The sequence below is a fragment of the Streptomyces sp. CC228A genome, assembly GCF_021390935.1.
In the GTDB taxonomy this organism is placed as follows: domain Bacteria; phylum Actinomycetota; class Actinomycetes; order Streptomycetales; family Streptomycetaceae; genus Streptomyces.
This window is the reverse complement of the sequence record NZ_JAJPUI010000001.1, coordinates 1116793-1143008: the sequence shown is the minus strand read 5'-3', so window position 1 is coordinate 1143008 and position 26216 is coordinate 1116793. Positions and strand designations below refer to the sequence as shown.

Here is a 26216-nt window from a genome sequence, read left to right as displayed (position 1 = left end):
TGCTGCTCCCCACACGCTGTCAGGCTGCTGTCAGGTTCCTGACGTTCCTTTCCTCGGCAGGGGCAGTTCGAACCACACCGCGGTGCCCTCCCCGGCGCGTCCGGCGCCCCACTCCTGCGCCAGTGCGTTCAGCACGTGCAGGCCGCGCCCCGCCTCGGCGTCCGGGCCGGCGTCCCGCAGGGCGGGCAGGGTGCGGCCGCCGTCGGTGACCTCGCACATCAGCGCGTCGGTCCGCACCAGCCGCACGTCGACGGGGCGGCGGCTGCCCGAGTGCCGCAGGGCGTTGGTGACGAGCTCGCTGACCAGCAGCTGCAGCGTGTCCGCGAGCGGGTCGAGCCGCCAGTCGGAGAGCTGGTCCCTGACCAGGGCGCGGACCTTCCGCACGGACCGGGGCTCGGCGTCGAGCCGCCAGCGGGCGACGTCGGCCGCCGGGACGCCGTTCAGCCGCGCCATCAGCAGGGCGACGTCGTCCTTGCGGCCGCCGCGGCGGGCCAGGGCGCGGATGACGGTGTCGCAGGCGTCGTCCATGGAGGCCGCCGGATGGGCGGCGGACTCGCACAGCGTGGCCAGGCCCGCGCCGATGTCCTCGCCGCGCATCTCCACCAGCCCGTCCGTGCACATCACCAGCCGGTCACCGGGCTGCACGGCTACGCGCACGGCCTCGAAGGGCACCCCGCCGACGCCGACGGGCGCACCCGGGGGCAGGTCGAGCAGCTCGCCACGTCCGTCGGCGGCACGGACCAGCACCGGCGGCACATGCCCGGCGTTGGCGAGTTCCAGTTCCCCGGCCACCGGGTCGTACACCGCGTACAGGCAGGTGGCGAGGTAGTGCTCGCCGAGCCGCTGGGCGAGGTCGTCGAGCTTGCGCAGCAGCTGCGCGGGCGGCACGTCGAGCCCGGCCATCGTCTGCACGGCGGTGCGGAGCTGGCCCATCATGGCGGCCGAGTGGATGCCGTGCCCCATGACGTCGCCGACGACGAGGGCGGTGCGGGCGCCGGACAGCTTGATGGTGTCGAACCAGTCGCCGCCGACCCGGCCGAGGAGCGTGCCGGGCAGGTAGCGGGTGGCGGTGTCGCAGCCGGGCAGGCGGGCCGGGACCTTCGGCAGCATGGCGTCCTGGAGGGTCTCGGCGACGTTCTCCTGGTGGGTGTACATGCGCGCGTTGTCCAGCACCAGCCCGGCCCTGGCGGCGAGTTCGGCACCGGTGACGCGGTCCATGTCGTCGAAGGGCGCGCGCCCCGGGTGGCGCAGCAGGATCATGAAGCCGAGGACGACGGTGCGTGCCTTGAGCGGCACGACGAGCATGGAGCGGCCGGTGATGAGGGGCCTGATGTCCCGCTTCTCGAACCGGGCGGCGATCTCGGTGCCGGCCTGCTCGCTGATCCGGGGGACGAGGACGGGCTCGCCCGTGGTCATGCACTGGAAGAACGGGGTGTGGACGGGGAACGGCATGGCCTCCCCGACGGGGACCACGTCGTCCCAGCGGCCCGGTTCGTCGACGTGCTCCACGGCGACGCGGTGCCACATCGTGGTGGCGTCGGGCGGTCCGTCGGGGAACCCCTCGCCCGCGACGACCTGCTCCCGCAGATAGGTGCCGGCGACGTCGGTGAAGCGCGGGACGACGGCCGCGCTGACCTCCTGGATGGTCCGGCCGAGGTCGAGGGACGAGCCGATGCGGGAGCTGACCTCGTTGAGGAACTCCAGCCGTTCCCGCACGGCGGCGTACTCCAGGTCGCCAGCGGCCTCCGCGCCGGCGGCCGCCCTGTGCGCGGCGCTCCCCTCGCCGGGGGAGGCGGGGCGGTGCGGGCGGCGCCCGGGGCGCCGGGGAACGCCCCAGTCGGGTGTCACGGGGATGCGGTCGCGGTGGCTGAACTCCAGCACCGGGTAGCCGAGTTCGAGGACCTGGTCGACGATGCGGGTGGCCTCGCCGACGCTCATGCTGGGCAGGATCTCGGGCAGCCGGGCGGCCAGTTCGTCGGAGCCGTCGAACTCGGTGTGGAGGGCGAAGCCGGGCGCGACCTCCTGGCCGTTCCCGTAGCGGGCGGCGTCGGCGGCGAGCACGAGGAGCCGCCCGGGTCCCGGGCCGACCAGCGGGTACGCCCACCACAGCACGTCCGTGCGGGCTCCCCGGCGGGCCCGGGGAGGCGGGCGCGCCCCGACACCGGGCACGGCTCGTCCTCCGGGGCGCCGCCGTACCAGCCGTCGGACCCCGGCACGGGTCCGGGCCGGGACACGCGGTCGGCTGCGCCATCGGCCCCGCGGGTGCGGTCGGGCCCGGGGGCGCGGTCGGGGGCCGGGCGCGCGTGCGGCACGGCGGGCGGGACGCGGTGCCGCCCGGGGGCGGCCGCGAGGCCGGTCGACCGCCATGCCCCGTACGCGTCGTCCTGTTCCCCGTCGAGCACGCCGGAGACGGGCAGCAGTTCGCCGGCGGGCCGGCCCACGGCCTCGCTCCGGTCGGGGCCGAAGAGGCGGCGTGCGCCGGTGGACCAGTGCGACACCTTCCCGTCGCGGTCGACCACGACCACGGCGAGGGGAACGCGGCCCGCTTCGGGGGTCCACCCCGGCTGCTGCTGCGGTGCGCCGCTGTCCATGACTGGCTGGCTCCTTCCCTGCCGCGCTGGTCCGGCGCGGCTGTCCGCACACCACCGTACGGCCGCACGGCTGCCACGCGCGGGCCATCAGGACAATCCCCGGCGGCGTGTGCGGAACTGACCGGTCCTCAGTCCCGGTGGTCGAGGTGGACGTCACGTTCGGTGCGGCCGCCGCCCGCCACCTGCAGCGCCGTGGCGCTCGGGGGGTAGCCGGAGGCGATGACGGTGTACGCGCCGCCGCTCAGGTCCACGAAGCGGAAGATGCCGTCGGGGCCGGTGGTGAGGGTGTCGACGACGTTCCCGGCCGCGTCCAGGAGGGTCACGCGCGCCGCCTCCACGGGCCGGCCGCCGGGGGCGCGCACCGTGCCGCGGAGCACCGCCCCGCCGGCCAGCTCGACGTCCTGCCGGGTCTCGCGGTCGGCGCGCACGCTCACCGGCAGGGCGGTGGGCCGCAGCGCGGGCGCGCCGGCGACGAGGGTGTACGCACCGGCCACGAGGTCGGTGAGGCGGTACCCGCCGCCGGGGCCGGTGCGGGCGGAGGCGACGACGTCGCCGCGCCCGTCGGTGAGGGTGACGGCCGCGTCGGCCACCGGGGTGCCGTCAGCGGTGGTGACGGTGCCGGAGAGGCGGCCCGCGCCGCCCAGCACGATGTCGTAGGCGGCGGGCCCTGCGACCGGTTCGCCGACAGTGACCGTGAGTGCCTGCGGCTGGTGCCCGTCGGCGGAGGCGATCAGGACGTACGGACCGGGGGCGGGCGCAGTGAGCGTGTAGTGCCCGTCGGGGCCGCTCGCCGTACGGCGGCCTGCCCGCCGCCCGCGTCGACGAGCGTGAGCGCGGCACCGGGGACACCGGAGCCGTCGTGGTGGCGGACGGTGCCACGGAGCGGCGCCCCGCCCCGGTGCCCCCTCCCCGGCACGGGAGCGGTCCCGGCGGCCGAGGGGGGCGGGGGGGCGGGAGAGGACGCGCCACCGGCTCCAGAGGCCGAGCGGTGCGCGGCCTCCGCCCCTGCGGGGAAGCGGTGCTGCGGCACGGTGTCCGGCCCTGCGGCCGAGCGAAGCGGCACCGACCCGGGCCCTGCGGCCTGGGGGTTCAGCGGTACGGGGTCGGCTTCGACGGCGAGGGGGTGCAGCGGTACGGAGTCCGGGTCGGCTTCGACGGCGAGGGGGCTCAGCGGTACGAAGTCCGGGTCGGCTTCGACGGCGAGGGGGTGCCGGCGCGCGGGACCGGGCTCCGCGGCCGGCGGGCTCGGGTACGTGGGCCCCGGCGCTTCGGCGCCTGCCGCTCCGGTCCCCTCCCCTGCGTGGGCGTCCCGGCGGGCCGGCGCCGGGCGGTCCCGGTCGCCGCCGTGTCCTCCGGCGCGTGCGCGGCCGCCGGGTCGGCTGCGAGCCCCGCGGTCGCCGCCGCCAGGGCTCCGGTCGCGGCCGCGCCCGGCGGCTCGGCCTCCTGCTCGGGCGCGGGTCGCCGCACGGGTGCGGTGAGGCGCTCCGCCGCGTCGGGCGCGTCCGCCACCGGGCCTGCTGCGGGCCCGCCGGTGCGGCCCGCCTCGGCGGGTGCCGGGGAGGTCGCGGCAGCGGGGCGGCCGTGACCGGGAGGGCGCGGCGCTCGGAGGAGGCCGCTGCGGCAGCCGGCACGCGGCCTGTCCTCGGCACGGCTCCGGTGGCGGGGCCCGTGACCGGCGCGGAGCCGAGGGCGGGGGCCGGGCCGGGGGCGGGACGGGACGCGGTGTCCGCGCCGGGGGCACGGCGCCCTCCTCGGCGCGGGGGCCGGGCACCGGCGGCCTGTCCTTGAGGAAGAAGGCGAGGAGCAGTCCGGCGGCCAGCACCGGCAGCAGGTGCAGCAGGGCGCGCGGCGCGGCCTCGGCGTACACCCGGGTGTAGGCGGCGGCCCCCTCCCCGAGGGCGCCGGGCCGGTCGTGCCGCCCGGTGACGAGGGTGCCCAGCAGGGTGGCGCCCGCGCAGGCGCCGAGCTGCCGGAAGAGGACGTGGGCGCCGGTGGCGGCGCCGAGGTCGGCTGCCGGGGCGGCGTGCTGCACCGTCACGGAGAGGGCGGGCAGCACCAGTCCGATGCCGATGCCGAGGAGGGCCTGCCAGACGCTGTGGTCGAGCCGCGGCGTGTCGGGCCGGAGTTGGGTGAGCAGCCACATGGCGACGAGGGCGACGGCCCCGCCGGTCACCGCGTACGCGCTGGGGCGGCCGGTGCGGGCGAGGAGGTGGCCGGCGATCAGGCAGCCGGCCGCCAGCGAGGCAAGGAAGGGCAGGAGGAGCAGCCCCGTGCGCAGGGCCCCGGTGCCCGGGCCGGCGGCGTGCTGGAGGAAGGCGGGCAGGAACGCGGCGGTGCCGAACAGGGCGGCGCCGAAGGCCGCGGCGACGAGGCCGGAGACGAGGAGGGCGGGGTCACGCAGGAGGCGCAGCGGCATGACCGGCTCGGGCGCCCAGTAGGCGGCGACGAGGTAGAGCAGGCCGGTGCCGACGGCGCCGCAGGCCAGGCCCAGGACCGTGCGGGAGGACCAGTCGTGCTGGCTGCCGCCCCAGGCGAGGAGGAGGACGGCGCAGCTGGTGGCGGTGGTGAGCAGCAGCGCGCCCAGGATGTCGGGACGGGCCCGCCGGGCGGACTGGCCGGCCGCCGGCCGGGTCCTGAGCGCGGCGGCGAGCAGGACGAGGGCGGTGAGCGCGCACGGGACGGTGAGGTGGAAGCCCCAGCGCCAGGAGGCCGGGGCGGCGAGGTGGCCGCCCAGGAGCAGGCCGGCGACGGAGCCGGTGGCGAACACCGCGGCGAGCAGCCCCGTGAGGCGGGTCCGGCTGCGGGCCGGGGTGGTTTCGGCGGCGAGGGCCTGCACTCCCGTCAGCAGGCCGCCGGCGCCGAGCCCTTGGACGGCGCGGAAGGCGACGAGCTCGTCGAGTGTCCGGGCCCAGCCGCAGAGCGCGGTGCCGGCGGTGAACAGGGCGAGGGCCAGCAGGACCATGCCCTTGCGGCCGTGGAGGTCGCCGAGCTTGCCGTGGAGGGGCAGGGAGGCCGTGGCGGTGAGGAGGTAGGCGGTGACGGCCCAGGAGGTGTGCCCGGGGTGGCCCGCGTGTCCGGGCAGGTCCGCGGCGATGGCCGGGAGGGCGGCGGCCGGGGCGAGTTGCTGGAGGGCGGCGAGCAGCAGCCCGAGGGCGAGTCCGGTACCGGCCAGGACGGAGCGGACCCGCCCGGGGCCGGGTGCGGACCGCGGGGCGGCGGGGCCGGAGAGCGGCGGGGCGGCGGGGCCGGCGCCCTCGCCGCCGGGTGCCGAGGTGCCGCGGGAGGCGGCGGAGCCGTCGGTCGCCCGGCGCGTTCCGCCGGGCGGGGTGTCGGGTCCCCGGTCGTCCTTCGCCAGCGTCGTCCCACCCACGGGCCTGCTCCCCTCGTCCGTCGTCCGCGGCGCCGCGGCGCCCACGTGCGCGCGGCCATTGTTCGCATCAGGCGCGTACGGGGATCAAGTGGTGCGCAGTGGGGCGAGGAGGCGCACGTCGGCGCGGCGGAGGCGCACCGCGCGCCCCGGCGGGGCCTCAGCAGGCCGTTCGCCGGGGGCGGCGGGGAGCGGGACGCCCGTCCGGCGCGCCGGGCACGCCGGACGGGCGGATGCAGGAACCACCCGGACGGGGGATCCGGCGGGCGGGTGGACCGGGGTCACTCCCCCTGCCGGTTCTCCACTTCGGCGGCGAGGTTCGCCAGGATCGCGTCGTGGATGCGGGCGAGGCCCTTGGGCGCGAAGGTGCGCTCGAAGAAGCCGCCGATGCCGCCGGCGCCGTTCCACACGGTGGTGACGACGGCCTTGGAGCGGCCCTCCCCGGCGGGCGTGACGATCCACGTGGTGACCATGGAGGAGTTGCGGTCCTTCTCCACGAGCTGCCCGTCGGTGGGCTCGGTGACGTCCAGCAGGCAGTCCCGGACGCGCTTGCTGGTGGCCTGCAGCTTCCAGTGGACGAGGGTGCCCTCGCCGTCGCCGCCCTGGCGCACCTCGTACTCGCTGAAGTGCTCGGGCAGGAGCTTCGCGCGGGTGTCCTTGTAGTCGGCCAGGGCGTCGAACACCGTCTCCGCGTCCGCCGCGATGACCCGCTCCGTCGTGGCCTCGACCTGCGCCATTGCCATGTCCTCCAGCAGTCGTCCGTCAGGGGGCACCAGCCAACCACCTGGGGGGAGGCGGACCCAAATCCGCACGGAGGCGATCATGGGAACATGTGTTCTATTGTGGCGTCCGTGATGAGGCGCGGACACGGCCGCGGCCTCCCGAGACCGCCGAGGAGGGCGCCATGCGGTGGGACAACCTGGCGGACGACTCCCCCGCCCCGTCCGGTGACGCCGCGCTGTTCGGCGCGGCCGCGGTGCGGACCCGTACGTTCGACACGCCCGAGTTCCGGGGCATCACCTTCCACGAGGTCCGCTCCCGCTCGATCCTCAACCGGGTGCCGGGCGCCTCCCGCATGCCGTTCGAGTGGACCGTCAACCCGTACCGCGGCTGCTCCCACGCCTGCGTCTACTGCTTCGCCCGCAGGACGCACGCATATCTCGACCTGGACACGGGCATCGGCTTCGACACGCAGATCGTGGTGAAGACCAACGCGCCGGAGCTGCTGCGGCGCCAGGTCGCGTCGCCGAGCTGGCAGGGCGCCCACATCGCCATGGGCACGAACGTGGACTGCTACCAGCGGGCGGAGGGCCGCTACCGGCTGATGCCGGGCATCATCGAGGCGCTGCGCGACCGCGCCAACCCCTTCTCGATCCTCACCAAGGGCACGCTCATCCTCCGCGACCTCGACCTGCTCCGGCAGGCGGCGGAAGTGACGGACGTCGGCATCTCGGTGTCCGTCGGCTTCACGGACCGGGACCTGTGGCGGACCGTCGAGCCGGGCACGCCCCCGCCGGAGCGGCGCCTCGACGTCGTGCGGACGCTGACGGAGCACGGCATCGGCTGCGGCGTCCTCATGGCGCCCGTCGTGCCCTTCCTGGGCGACCGGCCCGAGCAACTGCGGGCCACGGTGCGGGCCGTCGCCGCGTCCGGCGCCACCTCCGTCACACCGCTGGTGCTGCACCTGCGGCCCGGGGCGCGGGAGTGGTTCATGGCGTGGCTGCACCGGCACCATCCCGAACTGGTGGGCCGCTACGAGCGGTTGTACGCCTCCGGGGCCTACGCGCCGACCTGGTACCAGCGCCGGGTCACCCGCCAGGTCCACGAACTGGCCGCCGAGTACGGCATCGGCCCCACCGCCCGGCGCGGTGCCGCACGCCCCGGGCGGGAGGGCGACGGGGGCGGCGGCCGCCGGCCCCCGCGCCGCCCGCACAGGAGGCCACACAGCTCAGCCTGTTGTGACACGGCGGCGGTCCGCGCGGCGGCCCCGGCCGCCCGTCGCGCGATGAGCCGCGGCGGCTGACCGAGCCGGTCCGCCGGGCCGGACCGCCGCGGCGCACCGCCGGACCGCGCGGCCAGGACGATCCGCGGCAGTGCCCGCCGGGCATCGTCGACACGGCGCGCCGGGCCGACCCCCGTTCGGGTCAACTCCTGGCGTCCGCGCGCCGTCCGCCGCGGATCGGCGGGCCCGCGCGTCGAGACTGACCGGATGCAGAAACGCGCAGGAGTCCTGATCGCCGCGGGCGCGCTCATCGCGGGCGCGGTCACCGCGGCCCCGACGAGCGCCGCACCGCCGACCGCCGAACCTCCCCGCCTGGCCTGGGAGAAGTGCGGCACGAAGCAGTTCCCGAAGCTGGAGTGCGCCTCGCTGCCGGTGCCGCTCGACCACGACGACCCGGACGGCGAGCGGATCACCCTCGCCCTGTCCCGGATCCCGCACACCGCGGCCACCTCGCAGGGGCCGCTCCTCGTGAACCCGGGCGGCCCCGGGGCGAGCGGCCGCACCCTGGCCGGGTACGTGGCGGCGACGCTGCCGCCCGCACTGGCCGCGCAGTACGACGTGATCGGGTTCGACCCGCGCGGGGTGGGCCGCAGCAGGCCAGCACTGGACTGCCTGCCCGGCCACTTCGCGCCGGTGCGGCACGCGTCGGTGCCGCGCGACGCGGCGGAGGAGCGGAAGGGCACGGCCCGCGCCGCCGCCTTCGCCCGGGCGTGCGGCGACCGGCACGGGGCGATGCTGCCGCACCTCGACACGGTCAGCGCCGCCCGCGACATGGACGCGATCCGCGCCGCCCTCGGCGCCCCCCGCATCACCTACCTCGGCTACTCGTACGGCACGTACCTCGGGGCCGTGTACGCGAAGCTGTTCCCGCACCGGGTGCGGCGGGCCGTCCTGGACTCGGTCGTCCACCCGGGGGACGTCTGGTACGACGCGAACCTGGCGCAGGACCACGCGTTCGACGCCCGCCACAAGGCGTTCGCGGCGTGGGTGGCCCGGCACGACGGGGTGTACGGGCTCGGCACGGACCCGGCGGAGGTGGAGGCCCGCTGGTACGCGATGCGGGACGCGCTGCGGGAGGAGCCCGCGGGCGGCAAGGTCGGCGCCGCGGAGCTGGAGGACACGTACCTGCCGGGCGGCTACCACAACGGCTTCTGGCCCACCCTGGCCGCGGCCTTCTCCGCGTACGTGAACGACGCGGACGCAGCCCCGCTGGTCGCGGCGTACGAGGCGGTGGCGGGGCCGGACGAGGCCATCGGAAACGGCTACTCGGTGTACACGGCCGTGGAGTGCCGCGACGCCCGCTGGCCCAGGACGTGGGGCACCTGGCACCGGGACACCTGGGCGACGCACGCGAAGGCGCCGTTCTCGACCTGGAACAACGCCTGGTACAACGCGCCGTGCGCGTTCTGGCCGGCCGCCTCGCGCACACCGGTGGACGTGGCCAACGACGCGGTGCCGCCGGTGCTGCTGGTGCAGGCGACGGAGGACGCGGCCACACCGTACGAGGGAGCGGTCGCCCTGCGCCGTCTGATGGCGGGTGCGCGGCTCGTGGTGGAGCAGGGCGGCGGCAACCACGGCGTCAGCCTGCGCGGCAACGCCTGCGTGGACCGGCACCTGGTCCGGTACCTGGAGAGCGGGGAGCTCCCGCGGGCCGCGGAGGGGGCGGAGGCCGACGCGGTGTGCGCGGCCGCCCGGACCCGCGGCCCGAGGCGAAGCCCCGCTCCGCGGCGGCTCCCGGGGCGCCCGGCGCCGCGGCCGGTCCCGGCCGGGGCGTCACTCCCCTGTTCGCCCGCTTCTGACGCCCGCGCGGCGCGGCCGGCGCACCGCACGGTGCTGCGGCGGGGCAGCCGCCGCTCCGGCCCCGTCGTACTGCTTCCAGCCCCTTCGCGGCGGGTCGGCCGCCTCGCGCGGTCCCGCCCCGCCGCACTCTTCCGCATCCATCGCGCCCGCCCGGTCCCGCGGCGCCGCGTGCCCGGGTGCTCCTGCGGCGGGCCGGGGCGGGGCCGCCCGTACCGCCGTGGCGGGCGGCCCGGCCAGGTCAGACCGGCAGGTTGCCCAGGGCGGCTCGCGCCGCGGCGCCGATGCGGGGGTGCGGCGCGGCCGCCTCCAGCACCGGCCGGGCCCGCGGGTCGGCGAGGGCCCCCAGGCCCTCGGCGCAGGCCACGCCCACCCGCCAGTGCGGGTCGCCGGGGGCGAGGCGCCGCCCGAGGGCCGTGATCAGCGCGGGCACCGCCTCCGGGGCCCGCAGCGCCGCCAGCAGGCGGACCGGGGCCAGGGCGTAGGCGACCCGCAGTTCGTTGGTGGCCAGGGCGGCGGCCGCCCGCGCGGTGCGCGGGTCCCCCAGCCGGACGAGGGCGTACGCCGCGGACACGCAGCGCTCCGCGTCCCGGTGGTTGAGCAGCAGCACCAGCGCTTCGAAGGCCCGCCGGTCGCCGCCGAGGCCGAGCCGGAACGCCGCGAGCTCCCGCGCCCACAGCGGCCGGCCAGGGGCGGTGAGCACGTCGGCCAGGTCCTCCGGGTCGCCGGTCGCGGCGAGCCGCTCGTATGCGTCGGTGTCCCCGGCCGCGCCGGCCTCGTCCGCCAACCGGTCCGTCAGCGAACCCCACTCGGCCTCGTCCGCGTCCATGGCGGGAGCGTAGCGAGACGCGGCCACCGCGATCCAGATCACAGCGCACGGGGACTGGCGCGCTCATTACCCGCGAGTTAATCTCAGGTGAGCGGGGCACACTCCCCGCACAGCGGGGTTCCACCCCGCGCCCTCGGGCGGCCTGGTGACGCAGCCGCCCGCGTGCCAGTCGGTTCAGCACCTTTTCACGATGCGACTCCGGGACAGAGTCCGTCGGCCCTTCCACCGTGCGACGCGTGTGCTCAGCGCCCGTCGCGCGCGGTCCTGCCGCCCCTCTTCCGCCACGCCTGCGCGTGTGCGAGCTGCGGCGTCCGCGCGCCCTCCTCATCACCAGTCGTCACTCATCCCTGGAGTCCCGTGATGGACACCCCTCTCTCCACCATCGCCGTCGTCGGCCTCGGCACCATGGGCGGCGGTATCGCCGAGGTCCTGGCCCGCGCCGGCCGCGAGGTCATCGGCATCGACACCAGTGAGACCGCCGCCCGCGGCGCGGTCGCCGCCCTGGAGGCCGCCACGGCACGGTCCGTGGCCCGGGAGCGGATCAGCGAGGAGGAGCGGCGCGACATCCTCGCCCGGTTCCGGACGTTCACCGACCTCCAGGCCGCGGCCGACGCCGACCTGGTCATCGAGGTGGTCCCCGAGTCGTACGAGCTGAAGCAGCAGGTGATCAGCGCGCTGGACGGGGTCCTGCGGCCCGGGGCGATCATCGCGACGGGTACCAACGCGCTGTCGGTGACCCGGCTGGCCGCCGACTCGGCGCACCCGGAACGGGTGCTGGGGATGCACTTCTTCAACCCGGCGCCGGCGATGAAGCTGGTCGAGATCGTGTCGTCCGTGCTGACCGCGCCGCAGGCCGTGGCCGCGGTCACGGACCTGGCGATCGCCCTCGGCAAGGAGCCCGTCGCCGTCGGCGACCGGCCCGGTTTCGTCGCGGACGGCCTGCTGTTCGGCTACCTCAACCAGGCCGCCGCGATGTACGAGTCCCGGTACGCGTCGCGTGAGGACATCGACGCGGCGATGCGGCTGGGCTGCGGCCTGCCGATGGGGCCGCTGGCGCTGCTCGACCTGATCGGCGTCGACACGGCCCGCACGGTCCTGGAGGCGATGTACGCCGAGTCGCAGGACCGGCTGCACGCGCCGGCGCCGATCCTCAAGCAGCTCAGCGAGGCCGGGCTGACCGGCCGGAAGGCGGGACGCGGCTTCTACACGTACGAGGCGCCGGGCAGCGGCACGGTCGTGCCGGACGCGCTGACCCCGCGGGGCGGCGGCGAGGGCCCGGACGGCGGGCGCCAGGTGTCGTCCGTGGGCGTCGCCGGGTCCGGCACGATGGCATCGGGCATCGCGGAGGTGTTCGCGAAGGCCGGCTACGACGTGGTGCTGGCGGCCCGCTCGCCGGAGAAGGCGGAGGCGGCGAAGGCCAGGATCGCCAAGTCGCTGGCCCGGTCCGTCGACAAGGGCCGGATGACGGCCGACGCCCGGGACGCGACGCTGGCGCGGATCTCCCCCGCCGGGTCGCTGGACGCCTTCGCGGACGTCGACCTGGCGGTGGAGGCGGTCGCGGAGGACCTGGAGGTCAAGCGGCAGCTCTTCGCCACCCTGGACAAGGTGTGCAAGCCGGGTGCCGTCCTCGCCACCACCACCTCCTCCCTGCCTGTCATCGCCTGCGCCCGCGCGACCTCGCGCCCGCAGGACGTGATCGGCATGCACTTCTTCAACCCGGCGCCGGCGATGAAGCTGGTCGAGATCGTCCGCACCGTCCTCACCGGCGACGACGTGCACGCCACGGTCCGCGCCGTCACCACGAGGATCCGCAAGCACCCGGTGGACTGCGGGGACCGCGCCGGCTTCATCGTGAACGCGCTGCTCTTCCCGTACCTGAACAACGCGATCAAGATGGTGCAGGAGCACTACGCCTCCCTCGACGACATCGACGCGGCGATGCGGCTGGGCGGCGGCTACCCGATGGGGCCGTTCGAACTGCTGGACGTCGTCGGGCTGGACGTGTCGCTGGCCATCGAGCGGGTCCTGCACCGCGAGTTCCGCGAGCCGGGCCTGGCGCCCGCGCCGCTGCTGGAGCACCTGGTCGCGGCGGGCTGCCTGGGCCGCAAGACGGGCCGCGGCTTCCGCGAGTATGCCCGGCGCTGACCGGCGAGGTACGGCCGCCGCGCGGGGCCCGGAGCACGGGGCCGGCTCTCCGGAGGTCTCCGGTGGGCCCGGCCCCGCAGCCGCCGCCGCGGAGGGGCGGCGGCGCCCCGCCCGCGCGGCGCCGCCGGACCGCGCGGCGCGTACGGGACGTGGGGCGGGCTGCTCGAACGCTCGGGCGGCCCTCCCCCGCCGACGCGTCCACCTGCCCGGATGCAGTACGTTCGGGGCATGCCCCAGCCCGCGAAGTCACCCCGTGCCACCGCCGCCGCACCCGACACCCAGGAGACCGCCGCGGGCAGCCGCGCCGCCGCCCAGCGGCTGAAGATGCGCCGGGAACTGGCCGCGGCGGCCATGGAGCTGTTCGCCACCAAGGGGTACGAGGCCACGACGGTCGACGAGATCGCCGCGGCGGCGGGCGTCGCCCGCCGGACCTTCTTCCGGCACTTCCGCTCCAAGGAAGAGGCGATCTTCCCGGACCACGACGACACGCTGATGCGGGCCGAGGCGGTGCTCAACGCCGCGCCGGCGCACGAGCACCCGCTGGACACGGTGTGCCGGGGCATCAAGGAGGTCATGAAGATGTACGCCGCCTCCCCGGCGGTGTCCGTCGCCCGCTACCGCCTCACCCGCGAGGTGCCCACGCTGCGGGAGCGCGAGATCGCCTCGGTGGCCCGCTACGAGCGGCTGTTCACCCGCTACCTCCTGAGCCACTTCGACGAGCGGGACCACCACGACGGCAACGACGACCCGCTGCTGGCGGAGGTCGCGGCGTCCGCGGTGGTCACCGCGCACAACCACGTGCTGCGCCGCTGGCTGCGGGCCGGCGGCAAGGGGGACGTGGAGACCCAGCTCGACCACGCGTTCGCGATCGTGCGCCGGACCTTCGGCTCGGGCATCGGCGCCGGCCGGACCGCTCCGGTGCAGGGCGCGGAGGGCCCGGCGGTGACCGCCTCCGACGAAGGCGGCGTCCTGGTGGCGGTGGCCCGCACCGACGCGCCGCTCGACCAGGTCATGCGCACCATCACGCGGGCCCTCGGCCACGGCGCCGACGCCTGAGCCACGGGCGCGGACCCGCGCCGGACGGGTGATCGGATTCCCGTGCAACCCTCCGGCCCCGGCAGGAGTCCAACCAGCGGAACGCGGGGCGGAGCACACAGGGTGACGCCCTGCGCCTCCGCTCACCGAACCGTTCCTGTCGAGAGGTGTGGTCTTCCTCCATGACGCATTACCAGCCCGGGCCGGTACGCCGTGCCGCCGGGGGCGGCGCAGCGCTGGCCGTGCTCCTGTCGGGGCTGGCGGCCGCGGCCGCCATGCCCGCGCAGGCCGAACCCGATCCGGAGCCGCCGGCGGTGCTGAACATCGGCAGCCACGGCGCCGGCCCGCTGCCCCGGCCGGCGGGTGCGCTCACCGAGGCGCACTTCACCACGTACCAGTACACGGTGTCGGGGCTGCGGCCGGACGGCCGTCCGGTGACCGGTGCCGAGCTGATCGTGGACACCAGCGGCGCCGAGGACGTGGCCGAGTTCCGCTTCCCGGCGTCGTGCCGGGTCACCGAGGTGGAGGCGGTCTGCCCCGTGACCGTGCCCGACGAGGCCCACGACCCGGGCGCGGTACTGCCGTTCCTGGTGCGGCCGCGGCTCGGCACCGCCGCCGGCGACCGCGGCGTCGTCAGGGCCACCGTCCGCGCGGACAACGCGCGGGCGGCCACCGAGCGGCCCGCCGAGACGGAGGTCCGCATCGAGGACCGGGACGCCGTGGCCGACGGGGGCTTCCCCGACCCGCCGCAGCTCGACGTGGCGCCGGGCGGCACGGCCGGCTTCTCGTTCGACATCACGAACATCGGGGCGCGGCCCCTCGACCGGGTCACCGTGGTCGCCGACGGCTTCGACGGGGACCGGACCGTGACCCTGCCCGGCGACCACGGCAACTGCTGGTACCGCACCGCGGACCCCGCGAAGCCGGGCTCCGCGCGGATCGGCATGGCCTGCGAGATCGACACCGTCCTGGAGCCGGGCCGCACCTACACCGTCGCCCCGGAGCTCCAGGTCGCCATGGCGGGCCTGGCCGAGTCCGGCCGCATCGAGGTGTACGCCACGACAACCGCGGTGGAGCGCACGGGTGTCAAGGGCGGCTCCGCGCCCCTGGCGCTGGCGCCGCGCACGTCGCCGGTGCCGCCGCGGGTGCCGCGGCCGGTCGACAGAGATCACGTGGGCGCGGAACGTCCTGGCGGTGCGCAGCGCGGCGGCCGCGGACGGTGCGGCCGTCGGGGCGAGCGCCCGGACGGCGGCCGGGGAGGAGTTCAGCGCCGAGGTCGGCGTGGAGAACCGGGGGCGGGCGCCGCTGGCCCGTCCTGGCGTCCTGGTCGAGGTCCCGCGGGGTGTGGAGGTCGTGCGGCCCGACGAGCGGTGCGCGCCGACGACCTGGCCGGACGGCGGGAAGGGCGGCAAGCCGTCCTTCGGCGACCGGCCGGGCGACGTGGCGCCGGTGCCGTCCGGCGCGGTCTACCGCTGCACGGACGACGCGGCGCTGGAGCCGGGCGGCAAGCGGCTGTTCGGCTTCACGCTGAAGGCGGCGCGGGTCCTCGACGCGGCGCGGGGCGTGGTGTTCGTGCCGCCGAGAGCCCGTACGACGCCGAGCAGCGGGCGCGGGTGGCGTTCCTGACCGTGTCCGCGTCCGCGGCGGGCGGTGCGGAGCCGAGCCCGAGCGGCAGCCCGTCGGCGAGCGCGGCGCCGACCGCTTCGGCCTCGCCGTCCGCCGCGGTGCCGTCGGCGGCGGCCCGGCGGCCCAGGGCGATCCGGGTGCGCTGGCCCGCACGGGTGCGGACGGTGCCCTGGTGCTCGGCGGAGCCGCGGCGGCCCTGACCGCCGCCGGTGCGGCGACGCTCCTCGCGGTCCGGCGGCGCGGCGCCGCGGGCGCCGGTGAGCGTTGACGCCGCGGTGCTGCCCGTCCGCGCGGACGCCGTCCGCGATCGGCGGCCGCGCGGCTGAGGCCCCCGGCCGGTTCGCGATCTAGGTCACAGAGGCGGCCGCTCCCCCTGGCGGGGAGCGGCCGCCTCTGTGCGTTTGTGCAGGTCAGCGGTGTTGGACCAGGACGAACGATCGATCATCGCTCATTCGAGGGCGACCGGTCGCAGTTGAGAGAAATTGTTGGCACGCAGTGTCTTGTCACCTGGCACGGCGTGCCATACGTTGATGTTGTCCGGGCGGCCGGAGTGCAGGGATCCCCCGCACGCCGGTTGTCCCCGCAGCCCCTCCCGGGGCCGCGCGTCCGGACGCCTGCGTCACAGGCACTTCCGCGCACCACCCCGCGCCGCCAAGCACCACCCGGCCGAACCGACGGCACACCTCCACAGCTGCAGCACCTCGACGTTCTCCCAGCGTCTTCGCAGACGCCTGCTCTTCGCCGGAGGCACCACCGTGAAGGAAATCCTGGACGCGATCCAGTCGCCGGACTCGACGTCCGCCGACTTCGCCAACCTGCCGCTCCCCGAGTCGTACCGCGCGATCACCGTGCACAAGGACGAGACCGAGATGTTCGCCGGCCTCGCCACCCGCGACAAGGACCCCCGCAAGTCGCTCCACCTCGACAACGTCCCGCTGCCCGAGCTCGGCCCGGGCGAGGCCCTCGTCGCCGTGATGGCCAGCTCGGTCAACTACAACTCGGTGTGGACGTCGATCTTCGAGCCGCTGTCGACCTTCGGCTTCCTGGAGCGCTACGGCCGCACGTCCGACCTGGCCAAGCGCCACGACCTGCCCTACCACATCATCGGCTCCGACCTCGCGGGCGTCGTGCTGCGCACCGGCCCGGGCGTCAACGCCTGGCGGCCCGGCGACGAGGTCGTCGCGCACTGCCTGTCCGTCGAGCTGGAGTCCTCCGAGGGCCACAACGACACGATGCTCGACCCGGAGCAGCGCATCTGGGGCTTCGAGACCAACTTCGGCGGCCTCGCCGAGATCGCCCTGGTGAAGTCGAACCAGCTGATGCCGAAGCCGGACCACCTCAGCTGGGAGGAGGCGGCGGCGCCGGGCCTGGTGAACTCCACCGCGTACCGCCAGCTGGTCTCCCGCAACGGCGCCGGGATGAAGCAGGGCGACAACGTCCTGATCTGGGGCGCCTCGGGCGGCCTCGGCTCCTACGCCACCCAGTTCGCCCTCGCCGGCGGCGCCAACCCGATCTGCGTCGTCTCCAGCCCGCAGAAGGCGGAGATCTGCCGCTCCATGGGCGCCGAGGCGATCATCGACCGCACCGCCGAGGGCTACAAGTTCTGGAAGGACGAGCAGACGCAGGACCCGAAGGAGTGGAAGCGCTTCGGCAAGCGCATCCGCGAGCTCACCGGCGGCGAGGACATCGACATCGTCTTCGAGCACCCGGGCCGCGAGACCTTCGGCGCCTCCGTCTACGTCACCCGCAAGGGCGGCACCATCACCACCTGCGCCTCGACCTCGGGCTACATGCACGAGTACGACAACCGCTACCTGTGGATGTCGCTGAAGCGGATCATCGGCTCGCACTTCGCGAACTACCGCGAGGCGTGGGAGGCCAACCGCCTGATCGCCAAGGGCAAGATCCACCCGACGCTGTCGAAGGTGTACTCCCTGGAGGACACCGGCCAGGCCGCCCACGACGTGCACCGCAACGTCCACCAGGGCAAGGTCGGCGTCCTGTGCCTGGCCCCGGAGGAGGGTCTGGGCGTGCGCGACCAGGAGATGCGCGCGAAGCACCTCGCCGCCATCAACCGCTTCCGGAACATCTGAGGGTCCATCGATGAGTGAGCGTCAGAAGGACCGGCCGTGGCTCATGCGGACGTACGCCGGCCACTCGACCGCCGAGGCGTCCAACGAGCTGTACCGGCGGAACCTCGCCAAGGGCCAGACGGGCCTCTCGGTCGCGTTCGACCTGCCCACGCAGACGGGGTACGACCCGGACCACGTGCTGGCCCGCGGCGAGGTCGGCCGGGTCGGCGTGCCGGTCTCGCACCTCGGTGACATGCGGCGGCTGTTCCAGGACATCCCCCTGGAGCAGATGAACACGTCCATGACCATCAACGCCACCGCCATGTGGCTGCTGGCGCTCTACCAGGTGGTGGCCGAGGAGCAGGGCGCGGACATCTCCAGGCTCCAGGGGACGACGCAGAACGACATCGTCAAGGAGTACCTGTCGCGCGGGACGCACGTCTTCCCGCCGGGTCCGTCCCTGCGCCTCACCACCGACATGATCACCTACACGGTGAACCACATCCCGAAGTGGAACCCGATCAACATCTGCAGCTACCACCTGCAGGAGGCGGGGGCCACCCCGGTCCAGGAGATCTCGTACGCCATGTCCACGGCCATCGCGGTCCTGGACGCGGTGTTCGCCTCGGGGCAGGTCCCCGAGGACCGCAGGGGCGACGTGGTCGCCCGGATCTCGTTCTTCGTGAACGCGGGCGTCCGCTTCGTCGAGGAGATGTGCAAGATGCGCGCCTTCGGGCGCATCTGGGACAAGATCACCCGAGAGCGGTACGGGATCGAGAACCCCAAGCAGCGCCGGTTCCGCTACGGCGTGCAGGTCAACTCGCTGGGGCTGACCGAGGCGCAGCCGGAGAACAACGTGCAGCGCATCGTCCTGGAGATGCTGGCGGTGACGCTGTCGAAGGACGCCCGCGCCCGCGCCGTGCAGCTCCCGGCGTGGAACGAGGCCCTCGGCCTGCCCCGGCCGTGGGACCAGCAGTGGTCGCTGCGCATCCAGCAGGTGCTGGCGCACGAGAGCGACCTGCTGGAGTACGACGACATCTTCGCCGGTTCGCACGTGATCGAGGCCAAGGTGGACGCCCTCGTCGCGGAGTGCCTGGAGGAGATCCGGCGGATCCAGGAGATGGGCGGCGCGATGGCCGCCGTCGAGTCGGGCTACCTCAAGTCGCAGCTGGTCGCGTCGCACGCGGAGCGGCGCGCCCGGATCGAGGCCGGCGAGGAGAAGATCGTCGGTGTGAACTGCTTCGAGTCCACCGAGCCCAACCCGCTGACCGCGGATCTGGACACCGCGATCCAGACCGTGGACCCGGCGAACGAGGCCCGGGTCGTCGCGGCGCTCCACGAGTGGCGCGACAACCGGGACGAGACCCGCGCCCAGGAGGCCCTCGCCGCCCTCAAGGCGACGGCCGCAGGGGACGGGAACCTGTTCGCCGCGACCCTGGAGTGCGCCCGTGCGGGGGTGACCACCGGGGAGTGGGCGTGGGCGCTGCGGGACGTCTTCGGCGAGTTCCGCGCGCCCACGGGCGTCTCGTCCGCCCCGGTCGCCGTCGCGGCCGAGGCGGGCACCCCGCTCGCGGTCGTCCGGGACAAGGTCGCCCGGACGGCCGACGAGCTGGGCGCGGGGCGGCTGCGGCTGCTGGTGGGCAAGCCGGGCCTGGACGGGCACTCGAACGGCGCCGAGCAGATCGCCGTACGGGCCCGCGACGCCGGGTTCGAGGTGGTCTACCAGGGCATCCGGCTCACCCCCGAGCAGATCGTGGACGCCGCGCTCGCGGAGGACGTGCACTGCGTGGGCCTGTCCATCCTGTCGGGGTCGCACGCCGAGCTGGTGCCCGACGTGCTGCACCGGCTGCGGGAGGCCGGCGCCGCCGACATCCCGGTCGTCGTCGGCGGGATCATCCCGAACGCGGACGCCGCAGAACTGAGGCGGGCGGGTGTGGCCGCCGTCTTCACCCCGAAGGACTTCGGGATCACGGAGATCATCGGTCGTATCGTCGACGAGATCCGTCAAGCCAACAAGCTCAACCCTCTCGACACCACGGAGGTCCCCGCATGACCGAGACGACGGTCCCGTCCCCGGTGAACCGGCTGCGTCCGCGCCGCTCCTGCCTGGCCGTGCCCGGCTCGAACCCGCGGTTCCTGGAGAAGGCCCAGGGCCTGCCCGCCGACCAGGTGTTCCTCGACCTGGAGGACGCCTGCGCGCCGCTCGCCAAGCCCGAGGCACGCCACACCATCGTGAAGTTCCTGAACGAGGGCGACTGGACGGGCAAGACCCGGGTCGTGCGGGTCAACGACTGGACGACCCACTGGACGTACCGGGACGTCGTCACGGTCGTCGAGGGCGCCGGCCAGAACCTCGACTGCATCATGCTGCCGAAGGTGCAGAACGCCGAGCAGGTCGTGGCGCTCGACCTGCTGCTGACCCAGATCGAGAAGACGATGGGCTTCGAGGTCGGCCGGATCGGCATCGAGGCGCAGATCGAGAACGCGCAGGGCCTGAACAACGTCAACGCGATCGCGCAGGCGTCCCCGCGGATCGAGACGATCATCTTCGGCCCGGCCGACTTCATGGCGTCGATCAACATGAAGTCGCTGGTCGTGGGCGAGCAGCCGCCGGGCTACCCGGCGGACGCCTACCACTACATCCTGATGAAGATCCTCATGGCGGCCCGCGCCAACGACCTGCAGGCCATCGACGGCCCCTACCTGCAGATCAAGAACGTGGACGGCTTCCGCGCGGTCGCCGGCCGCGCCGCCGCGCTCGGCTTCGACGGCAAGTGGGTGCTGCACCCGGGCCAGGTCGACGCCGCCAACGAGGTCTTCTCGCCCTCCCAGGAGGACTACGACCACGCGGAGCTGATCTTGGACGCGTACGAGTGGTGCACGTCCGAGGCGGGCGGCAAGAAGGGCTCCGCGATGCTCGGCGACGAGATGATCGACGAGGCGAGCCGCAAGATGGCCCTGGTGATCGCCGGCAAGGGCCGGGCCGCCGGTCTGCGGCGCACCTCGAAGTTCGAAGCCCCGGAGGCGTGAGGCAGATGCAGTTCGGACGCACCTACGAGGAGTTCGAGGTCGGCGCGGTCTACAAGCACTGGCCCGGGAAGACGGTCACCGAGTACGACGACCACCTCTTCTGCCTGCTGACGATGAACCACCACCCGCTGCACATGGACGTGAACTACGCCGAGAACACGACGGACTTCAAGAAGAACGTCGTCGTCGGCAACTACGTCTACTCGCTGCTGCTCGGCATGTCCGTGCCGGACGTCTCGGGCAAGGCCATCGCCAACCTGGAGATCGAGTCGCTGCGCCACATCGCGCCGACCTTCCACGGCGACACGATCTACGGCGAGACGACCGTCCTCGACAAGACGCCGTCCCGGTCGAAGAGCGACCGCGGCATCGTCTACGTCGAGACCAAGGGCTACAAGCAGGACGGCACGCTCGTGTGCGTCTTCCGCCGCAAGGTGATGGTCCCGACGGCCGAGTACATCAAGGAGCGCGGCGGCGAGCAGCCCGGCCGCCCGGAACTGAAGGCGCAGGAGAAGTAGCCATGGCCCGACTCGCGCAGACCCCCGGTCTCACGGAGGTCCAGCAGGAGATCGTCTCGACGGTCCGGGAGTTCGTCGACAAGGAGATCATCCCGGTCGCGACGGAGCTGGAGCACCGCGACGAGTACCCGCAGGAGATCGTCGACGGGCTGAAGGAGCTGGGCCTGTTCGGCCTGATGATCCCCGAGGAGTACGGGGGTCTGGGCGAGTCGCTGCTCACGTACGCGCTGTGCGTGGAGGAGATCGCCCGCGGCTGGATGTCCGTCTCGGGCATCATCAACACCCACTTCATCGTGGCGTACATGCTCAAGCAGCACGGCACGCAGGAGCAGAAGGACACCTTCCTGCCGCGGATGGCGGCCGGCGAGGTGCGCGGCGCGTTCTCGATGTCGGAGCCGGGGCTGGGCTCGGACGTGTCGGCCATCACGTCGAAGGCGGTGAAGGACGGCGACGAGTACGTCCTGAACGGCCAGAAGATGTGGCTGACGAACGGCGGCACGTCCACGCTGGTCGCCGTCCTCGTCCGGAGTGACGAGGGTCACCCCGAGGGCACGGCGCCGCACCGGTCGATGACGACGTTCCTGGTCGAGAAGGAGCCCGGTTTCGGCGAGGTCCGCCCCGGTCTGACCATCCCCGGCAAGATCGACAAGATGGGCTACAAGGGGGTCGACACCACCGAGCTCATCATGGACGGCCTGCGGATTCCGGCCAATCGCGTGCTGGGCGGGGTCACCGGCCGCGGCTTCTACCAGATGATGGACGGCGTCGAGGTCGGCCGGGTCAACGTCGCCGCCCGTGGCTGCGGTGTCGCGCAGCGTGCCTTCGAGCTTGGTGTCGGGTACGCCCAGCAGCGCCACACCTTCGGCAAGCCGATCGCCCAGCACCAGGCGATCCAGTTCAAGCTGGCGGAGATGGCTACCAAGGTCGAGGCCGCTCATGCGATGATGGTGAACGCAGCTCGCAAAAAGGACTCCGGGGAACGAAACGACCTCGAAGCAGGGATGGCGAAGTACCTCGCCTCCGAGTACTGCAAGGAGGTCGTGGAGGACGCCTTCCGCATCCACGGCGGCTACGGCTTCTCCAAGGAGTACGAGATCGAGCGCCTCTACCGCGAGGCGCCGATGCTGCTCATCGGTGAGGGTACGGCCGAGATCCAGAAGATGATCATCGGTCGGCGCCTGCTCGAAGAGTATCGAGTCCAGGGCTGATTGTCGGGTTTGTGGAGCATTCGAGGGGAAAATGCCGCGAAGAAGATCACATCCAGTCATCTTCTTCCGGCCCTCGACTCGGCTTCTGGCTTGCCCAGTTGCGGCCCGCAACCGATAGCATCGCTGAAAAGCCGCCGTCCCCCCGGTACCGAGCGCGGCATCATCCGCTACGAAGGTCATCCATGCCCCACAGCCCACACTCTGCATCTCGCGGTCCCGTCCGCATCGCTCGCGGAGCATCGCCGTGGCTCCTGCCGACCGTCGCCACGGCGGCGGTCAGCCTGGCCCGTGCCCGCCGCTCCAAGCGCGCCGCGGCCCTCGCCGTGCCGGCCACCGCCCTGGCGGCCGGCATGCTGTGGTTCTTCCGCGACCCCGAGCGCGAGATCGCTCAGGGCAGGGTCATCTCCCCCGCCGACGGCGTCGTGCAGAGCATCATGCCGTGGAAGGACGGGCGCACCCGCGTCGCCATCTTCATGAGCCCGCTGAATGTCCACGTCAACCGCGCGCCCATGGCGGGCACGGTGACGTCGGTGGAGCACGTCCCGGGCGGGTTCGTGCCGGCGTTCAACAAGGAGAGCGAGAACAACGAGCGCGTCGTCTGGCACTTCGACACGGAGCTCGGCGACATCGAGATGGTGCAGATCGCCGGCGCGGTCGCCCGTCGCATCGTGCCGTACCTGGCGCAGGGCGCCAAGGTCGAGCAAGGTGACCGTATCGGCCTGATCCGCTTCGGCTCGCGCGTCGACATCTACCTGCCGGAGGGTGTCGAGGTCGCCGTCGAGGTGGGGCAGGCCACGACCGCGGGGGTGACTCGCATTGACCGTGATTGACCCTGGCACCCAGGCCAAGTGGGTGGCGGAGGCCGAGGCGGAGACGGCGGACGAGCAGGAGGAGATGCCGCTGTCGCTCCGTCTGTCGATAGCGGACACCCTCACGCTCGGTAACGCCACGTGCGGGTTCATGGCGGTGTACTTCACCACCACCGGCATCCTCATCCCGCACCTCACGGGCAGCGAGGAGACCGGCATGGCGCGGCACTCCGCCGCGACCGCCGTGATCCTCATGCTGTGCGCCGCGATCTTCGACCTCTTCGACGGTCTCGTGGCGCGCAAGCTGCGGTCCTCCCCCATGGGCGCCGAGCTCGACAACCTGTCGGACCTGATCAGCTTCGGTCTGGCGCCGGCGTACTTCGTGCTCGTGTACGGGATGGTCGCGGACGACGCGCACCAGCGGGTCTCCGCGGTGGCGGCGATCGTGGTGCTGCTGGCCGTGGTCATGCGCTTGGCCAGGTTCTCGGTCGTGACCATGAAGGACGGCATGTTCCAGGGCATGCCGAGCCCCTTCGGGGCGTTGACGGTGGTCTCCATCGTCCTGCTGGAGCTGCCGTTCATCCCCACCCTGCTGGCGATCGTCGGCACGGCGTGGCTGATGGTGAGCCGGGTCGAGTACCCGAAGCCGCGCGGTGTCCTCGCGGTGGCGATGCTCAGCTGGATCGTCGGTGCGATGGGCCTGCTGGCGGCCTGGGCGTTCGACGCGCCCGGCGGCCACCTGCTGCTGCAGACGGGCTGCGCGCTCCAGGTGGTGCTGGGGGCGGTGATCCCGCTGTTCGCGACGGCGCGGCGGGTGAACACGTTCCGCGACAACCGGCGCGAGAGCCGCGAGGCCGCGCGGGCGGCGCAGCTGCCGTAGCGGCGGACGGTGTACGGCCGAGGGGCCCGGGTGCAGGACGCACCCGGGCCCCTCCGTGTGTCCCGCCCCTTCCCGGGCGGGCCGGCTCAGCCCAGGGCCTTGTAGTAGTACGTGGTGGCCAGCAGCGTGCCGCCCGGCCCCTCCGCGTACCCGGGGATGACCCCGGCCCTGGTCCACCCGGCGGAGCGGTACAGGCCCTCGGCGGCGCTGCCGGTCTCCGTGTCGAGGACGAGCAGCCGGAGCCCCGTGCCGGCGGCGGCCGCCTCGGCGGTCGCGAGCAGCCGCCTGCCGAGGCCGCGCCCCCGGGCGGAGGTGTGGACCAGCAGCTTGGATATGTCGCCGCGGTGCCGCTGGTTCGCGGAGGCGGCCCGTACGAGCGACACGACGCCCAGGACCCGCCCCTCGGCCCCGTGGGCGCCCCACACGGTGCGTGCGCCCCGCTCGGACTCCTCTGCGGCGCCGCGCCACCAGGCGGCGGCCTCGGCCGCGCCGAGCGGCGGCAGGAAGCCGACGGAGGCGCCGTCGTGCACAGCGTCCTGGAGGAGGGCCGCCAGCTCCCCCTCGGCGGCACGGATTCGCTCGGCGGTGAGCGCTTCGATGGTCACGGTCTCCGGATACATGCCGGGATCATGGCACCGCCGTGTTACGCCCCGGTCACACGCCCGGAACGCCACCGCCCTGCCCGATCGACGCGGCGGCGGGACGCCGGTGGACACGGGCGTGTGGGGCGGGGTGCGTAGGGCGGGGCGGGCGTGTGGGGATGGGGCGGGCCTGTGAGGCGGGGCGCGTGGGTGGGGCGGGGGCGGGCCCGTGGGATGGGGCGGGCGTACGGGGCGGGGGCTGGCAGGGCGGGCGTGTGGGGCGGGGCGCGTACGGGGCGGGGCGGGCCCGTGGAGTGGAGCAGGCGTACGGGGCGGGGGCAGGCGTACAGGGCGGGGCGCGCCGGCACACGGCCGGGGTCCGCTCAGCGAGCCGACGGGCAGGGCGGGGCCCGTAGGGTGTGCCGCCGCGCGGGCGGGTCCGCACAGTGTGGTGACGCGCGGACGGGGCCCCGCGGCGGGACCCGCCCGGGCGGGCCGGGGTGTACCCGCACGCGGCGGCCCCGCCGGGGCGGACCGTCAGGCCAGGAAGTCCCGGGCGAGGTCGGCGGCCACCAGTTCCAGCAGGGGGCCGGCCTGCGCCATGCACGTCGCCGGATCGGGCTCCCGCGCCAGCAGCGGGTAGGCCCGGCGGATCCCGGCGCGCCCCAGGGCCTCGGGCGGGAGCGCGAGGCGGCCGCAGACCGCCACGACCTCGACGCCCGCCGCCCGCGCCGCGGCCGCGACGCCCGCCGGGGCCTTGCCGTGCAGGGTCTGCTCGTCGAGGGAGCCCTCGCCGGTGATCACGAGGGTGGCGCGTTCCAGTGCCGCGTGGAAGCCCAGGATGTCGAGCATCAGCTCGATGCCGGGGCGGAAGCCCGCGTCCAGCCCCACGAGGGCGCCGTAGCCGATGCCGCCCGCGCCGCCCGCGCCGGGTGAGACGGCGGCTTCGGCCGCGCGCGGTCCGACGGCCTGCTCCAGGACCTTCACGTAGTGGACGAGGGCGGCGTCCAGCACCGCCACGTCCTCCGGGGTGGCGCCCTTCTGCGGGGCGAACACCGCGGGTGCGCCCTTGGGCCCGGTCAGGGGGTTGTCGACGTCGCTGGCCAGGACGACCTCCGCGTCGGCCAGCCGCGGGTCCAGGCCCGACAGGTCGGCGCTCGCCAGGTCGGCCAGCGCGGCGCCGCCGGGGCCGACGGGCTGCCCGTCCGCGTCGAGGAACCGCGCGCCGAGCGCCGCGAGCATGCCGGCGCCGCCGTCGGTGGTGGCGCTGCCGCCGACACCGAAGACGAGCCTGCGGGCTCCGGCGTCGAGCGCGGCCCGCAGCAGCTCGCCCGACCCGTAGGTGGTGGCGGTGAGCGGCGCGAAGACGCCCTCCGGCAGCAGCTGCAGGCCGGAGGCCTCGGCCATCTCCACGACGGCGGTGCCGTCGCGCAGCGCGAACGCCGCCGTCACGGGCTCGCCGAGCGGGCCGGTCACGCGGACCTCACGCCGTTCGAACCCGGCGGCCACGGCCGCCGCCACCGTGCCGTCGCCGCCGTCGGCGACCGGCAGGGTCTCGACCTCCACGCCCGGGGCGCCGGCGCAGAGACCGGCCCGCACCCGCTCGGCCACCTGGACGGCCGTGAGCGACCCTTTGAACTTGTCAGCCGCCACCAGCACGTGCGGTGCGCGCGGTGCGGCTCCAGTAACTGCTCCGTCCGTCACTCTTGCATCCCTTGCTATCGAA

Annotated in this window: 15 protein-coding genes and 4 pseudogenes; 12 read left to right on the top strand and 7 right to left on the bottom strand. The window is 74.5% G+C overall.

The genetic code is table 11. The features are described from left to right. Positions 1-30: 30 nt before the first annotated feature. From L6E17_RS05020 to L6E17_RS05000, 4 genes and pseudogenes are all read right to left on the bottom strand, one after another. Positions 31-2591: pseudogene (locus L6E17_RS05020) on the bottom strand (SpoIIE family protein phosphatase). Positions 2592-2719: 128 nt separating this feature from the next. Continuing rightward, positions 2720-3576, bottom strand: a pseudogene (locus L6E17_RS05010) (collagen binding domain-containing protein); the annotation flags it as partial. A gap of 972 nt (positions 3577-4548) precedes the next feature. Next, positions 4549-5961: pseudogene (locus tag L6E17_RS05005) on the bottom strand (MFS transporter); the annotation flags it as partial. Between the two features lie 278 nt (positions 5962-6239). Then, on the bottom strand, positions 6240-6695 hold the full coding sequence (locus L6E17_RS05000; protein ID WP_236239664.1) for an SRPBCC family protein: 456 nt from the start codon (positions 6693-6695) through the stop codon (positions 6240-6242). A 167-nt stretch (positions 6696-6862) separates the two neighbouring features. Here L6E17_RS05000 and L6E17_RS04995 point away from each other — a divergent pair, with 167 nt between their 5' ends. Both L6E17_RS04995 and L6E17_RS04990 read left to right on the top strand, forming a co-directional pair. Continuing rightward, positions 6863-7981 carry an Rv2578c family radical SAM protein gene (locus tag L6E17_RS04995; RefSeq protein ID WP_236239502.1) on the top strand — a complete coding sequence of 373 codons (1119 nt, stop codon included), beginning with the start codon at positions 6863-6865 and terminating at the stop codon, positions 7979-7981. Positions 7982-8167: 186 nt separating this feature from the next. Then, positions 8168-9759: pseudogene (locus L6E17_RS04990) on the top strand (alpha/beta hydrolase). A gap of 239 nt (positions 9760-9998) precedes the next feature. On the opposite strand, the gene L6E17_RS30880 reads toward L6E17_RS04990, so the two are convergent. Further along, a complete protein-coding gene (locus L6E17_RS30880; RefSeq protein ID WP_308315825.1) occupies positions 9999-10586 on the bottom strand; it encodes a HEAT repeat domain-containing protein in 588 nt (195 codons plus the stop codon). 360 nt (positions 10587-10946) lie between these two features. Here L6E17_RS30880 and L6E17_RS04985 point away from each other — a divergent pair, with 360 nt between their 5' ends. The 10 genes from L6E17_RS04985 to pssA all read left to right on the top strand — a co-directional run bounded on the left by L6E17_RS04985 (position 10947) and on the right by pssA (position 23909). Then, the gene (locus L6E17_RS04985; protein ID WP_236239500.1) at positions 10947-12731 is read left to right on the top strand and encodes a 3-hydroxyacyl-CoA dehydrogenase family protein; all 1785 of its coding nucleotides are present in this window, start codon (positions 10947-10949) and stop codon (positions 12729-12731) included. Between the two features lie 228 nt (positions 12732-12959). After that, positions 12960-13787: a TetR family transcriptional regulator gene (locus tag L6E17_RS04980; protein ID WP_236239499.1), complete on the top strand. Its 828-nt coding sequence runs from the start codon at positions 12960-12962 to the stop codon at positions 13785-13787. Positions 13788-13948: 161 nt separating this feature from the next. Further along, positions 13949-15592 (top strand): hypothetical protein, encoded by a 1644-nt coding sequence (locus L6E17_RS04975; RefSeq protein WP_236239498.1) that lies wholly within the window; start codon positions 13949-13951, stop codon positions 15590-15592. A 555-nt stretch (positions 15593-16147) separates the two neighbouring features. Next, positions 16148-17485, top strand: a complete 1338-nt coding sequence (ccrA, locus tag L6E17_RS04970) for a crotonyl-CoA carboxylase/reductase (RefSeq protein ID WP_236239497.1) — start codon at positions 16148-16150, stop codon at positions 17483-17485. Between the two features lie 10 nt (positions 17486-17495). After that, on the top strand, positions 17496-19517 hold the full coding sequence (locus tag L6E17_RS04965; RefSeq protein WP_236239496.1) for a protein meaA: 2022 nt from the start codon (positions 17496-17498) through the stop codon (positions 19515-19517). Next, positions 19514-20494, top strand: coding sequence for a CoA ester lyase (locus tag L6E17_RS04960; RefSeq protein WP_236239495.1), 981 nt, complete (start codon positions 19514-19516; stop codon positions 20492-20494). Before L6E17_RS04965 ends, L6E17_RS04960 begins: the two co-directional genes overlap by 4 nt. A gap of 5 nt (positions 20495-20499) precedes the next feature. Further along, the gene (locus L6E17_RS04955; RefSeq protein ID WP_236239494.1) at positions 20500-21012 is read left to right on the top strand and encodes a MaoC family dehydratase; all 513 of its coding nucleotides are present in this window, start codon (positions 20500-20502) and stop codon (positions 21010-21012) included. A gap of 2 nt (positions 21013-21014) precedes the next feature. Then, on the top strand, positions 21015-22220 hold the full coding sequence (locus L6E17_RS04950) for an acyl-CoA dehydrogenase family protein (protein ID WP_071281162.1): 1206 nt from the start codon (positions 21015-21017) through the stop codon (positions 22218-22220). A gap of 182 nt (positions 22221-22402) precedes the next feature. Further along, a complete protein-coding gene (locus L6E17_RS04945) occupies positions 22403-23050 on the top strand; it encodes a phosphatidylserine decarboxylase (RefSeq protein ID WP_236239493.1) in 648 nt (215 codons plus the stop codon). Then, complete coding sequence (gene pssA, locus L6E17_RS04940; RefSeq protein ID WP_071265230.1) at positions 23043-23909, top strand: CDP-diacylglycerol--serine O-phosphatidyltransferase; 867 nt, start codon at positions 23043-23045, stop codon at positions 23907-23909. Before L6E17_RS04945 ends, pssA begins: the two co-directional genes overlap by 8 nt. An 86-nt stretch (positions 23910-23995) precedes the next feature. On the opposite strand, the gene L6E17_RS04935 is transcribed toward pssA, so the two are convergent. Beyond that, positions 23996-24529, bottom strand: coding sequence for a GNAT family N-acetyltransferase (locus L6E17_RS04935; RefSeq protein ID WP_236239492.1), 534 nt, complete (start codon positions 24527-24529; stop codon positions 23996-23998). A gap of 498 nt (positions 24530-25027) precedes the next feature. Beyond that, positions 25028-26194, bottom strand: coding sequence for a glycerate kinase (locus L6E17_RS04930; RefSeq protein WP_236239491.1), 1167 nt, complete (start codon positions 26192-26194; stop codon positions 25028-25030). Positions 26195-26216 lie beyond the last annotated feature (22 nt).

Bases quoted from the DNA above. Each gene is read 5' to 3' on its own strand.
- L6E17_RS04980 (WP_236239499.1), top strand. From the start codon at position 12,960: ATGCCCCAGCCCGCGAAGTCACCCCGTGCCACCGCCGCCGCACCCGAC.
- L6E17_RS04935 (WP_236239492.1), bottom strand. From the start codon at position 24,529: ATGTATCCGGAGACCGTGACCATCGAAGCGCTCACCGCCGAGCGAATC.
- L6E17_RS04965 (WP_236239496.1), top strand. From the start codon at position 17,496: ATGAGTGAGCGTCAGAAGGACCGGCCGTGGCTCATGCGGACGTACGCC.
- L6E17_RS04985 (WP_236239500.1), top strand. From the start codon at position 10,947: ATGGACACCCCTCTCTCCACCATCGCCGTCGTCGGCCTCGGCACCATG.
- L6E17_RS04945 (WP_236239493.1), top strand. From the start codon at position 22,403: ATGCCCCACAGCCCACACTCTGCATCTCGCGGTCCCGTCCGCATCGCT.
- L6E17_RS04995 (WP_236239502.1), top strand. From the start codon at position 6,863: ATGCGGTGGGACAACCTGGCGGACGACTCCCCCGCCCCGTCCGGTGAC.
- L6E17_RS05000 (WP_236239664.1), bottom strand. From the start codon at position 6,695: ATGGCGCAGGTCGAGGCCACGACGGAGCGGGTCATCGCGGCGGACGCG.
- L6E17_RS04950 (WP_071281162.1), top strand. From the start codon at position 21,015: ATGGCCCGACTCGCGCAGACCCCCGGTCTCACGGAGGTCCAGCAGGAG.
- L6E17_RS30880 (WP_308315825.1), bottom strand. From the start codon at position 10,586: ATGGACGCGGACGAGGCCGAGTGGGGTTCGCTGACGGACCGGTTGGCG.
- L6E17_RS04955 (WP_236239494.1), top strand. From the start codon at position 20,500: ATGCAGTTCGGACGCACCTACGAGGAGTTCGAGGTCGGCGCGGTCTAC.
- L6E17_RS04960 (WP_236239495.1), top strand. From the start codon at position 19,514: ATGACCGAGACGACGGTCCCGTCCCCGGTGAACCGGCTGCGTCCGCGC.
- L6E17_RS04975 (WP_236239498.1), top strand. From the start codon at position 13,949: ATGACGCATTACCAGCCCGGGCCGGTACGCCGTGCCGCCGGGGGCGGC.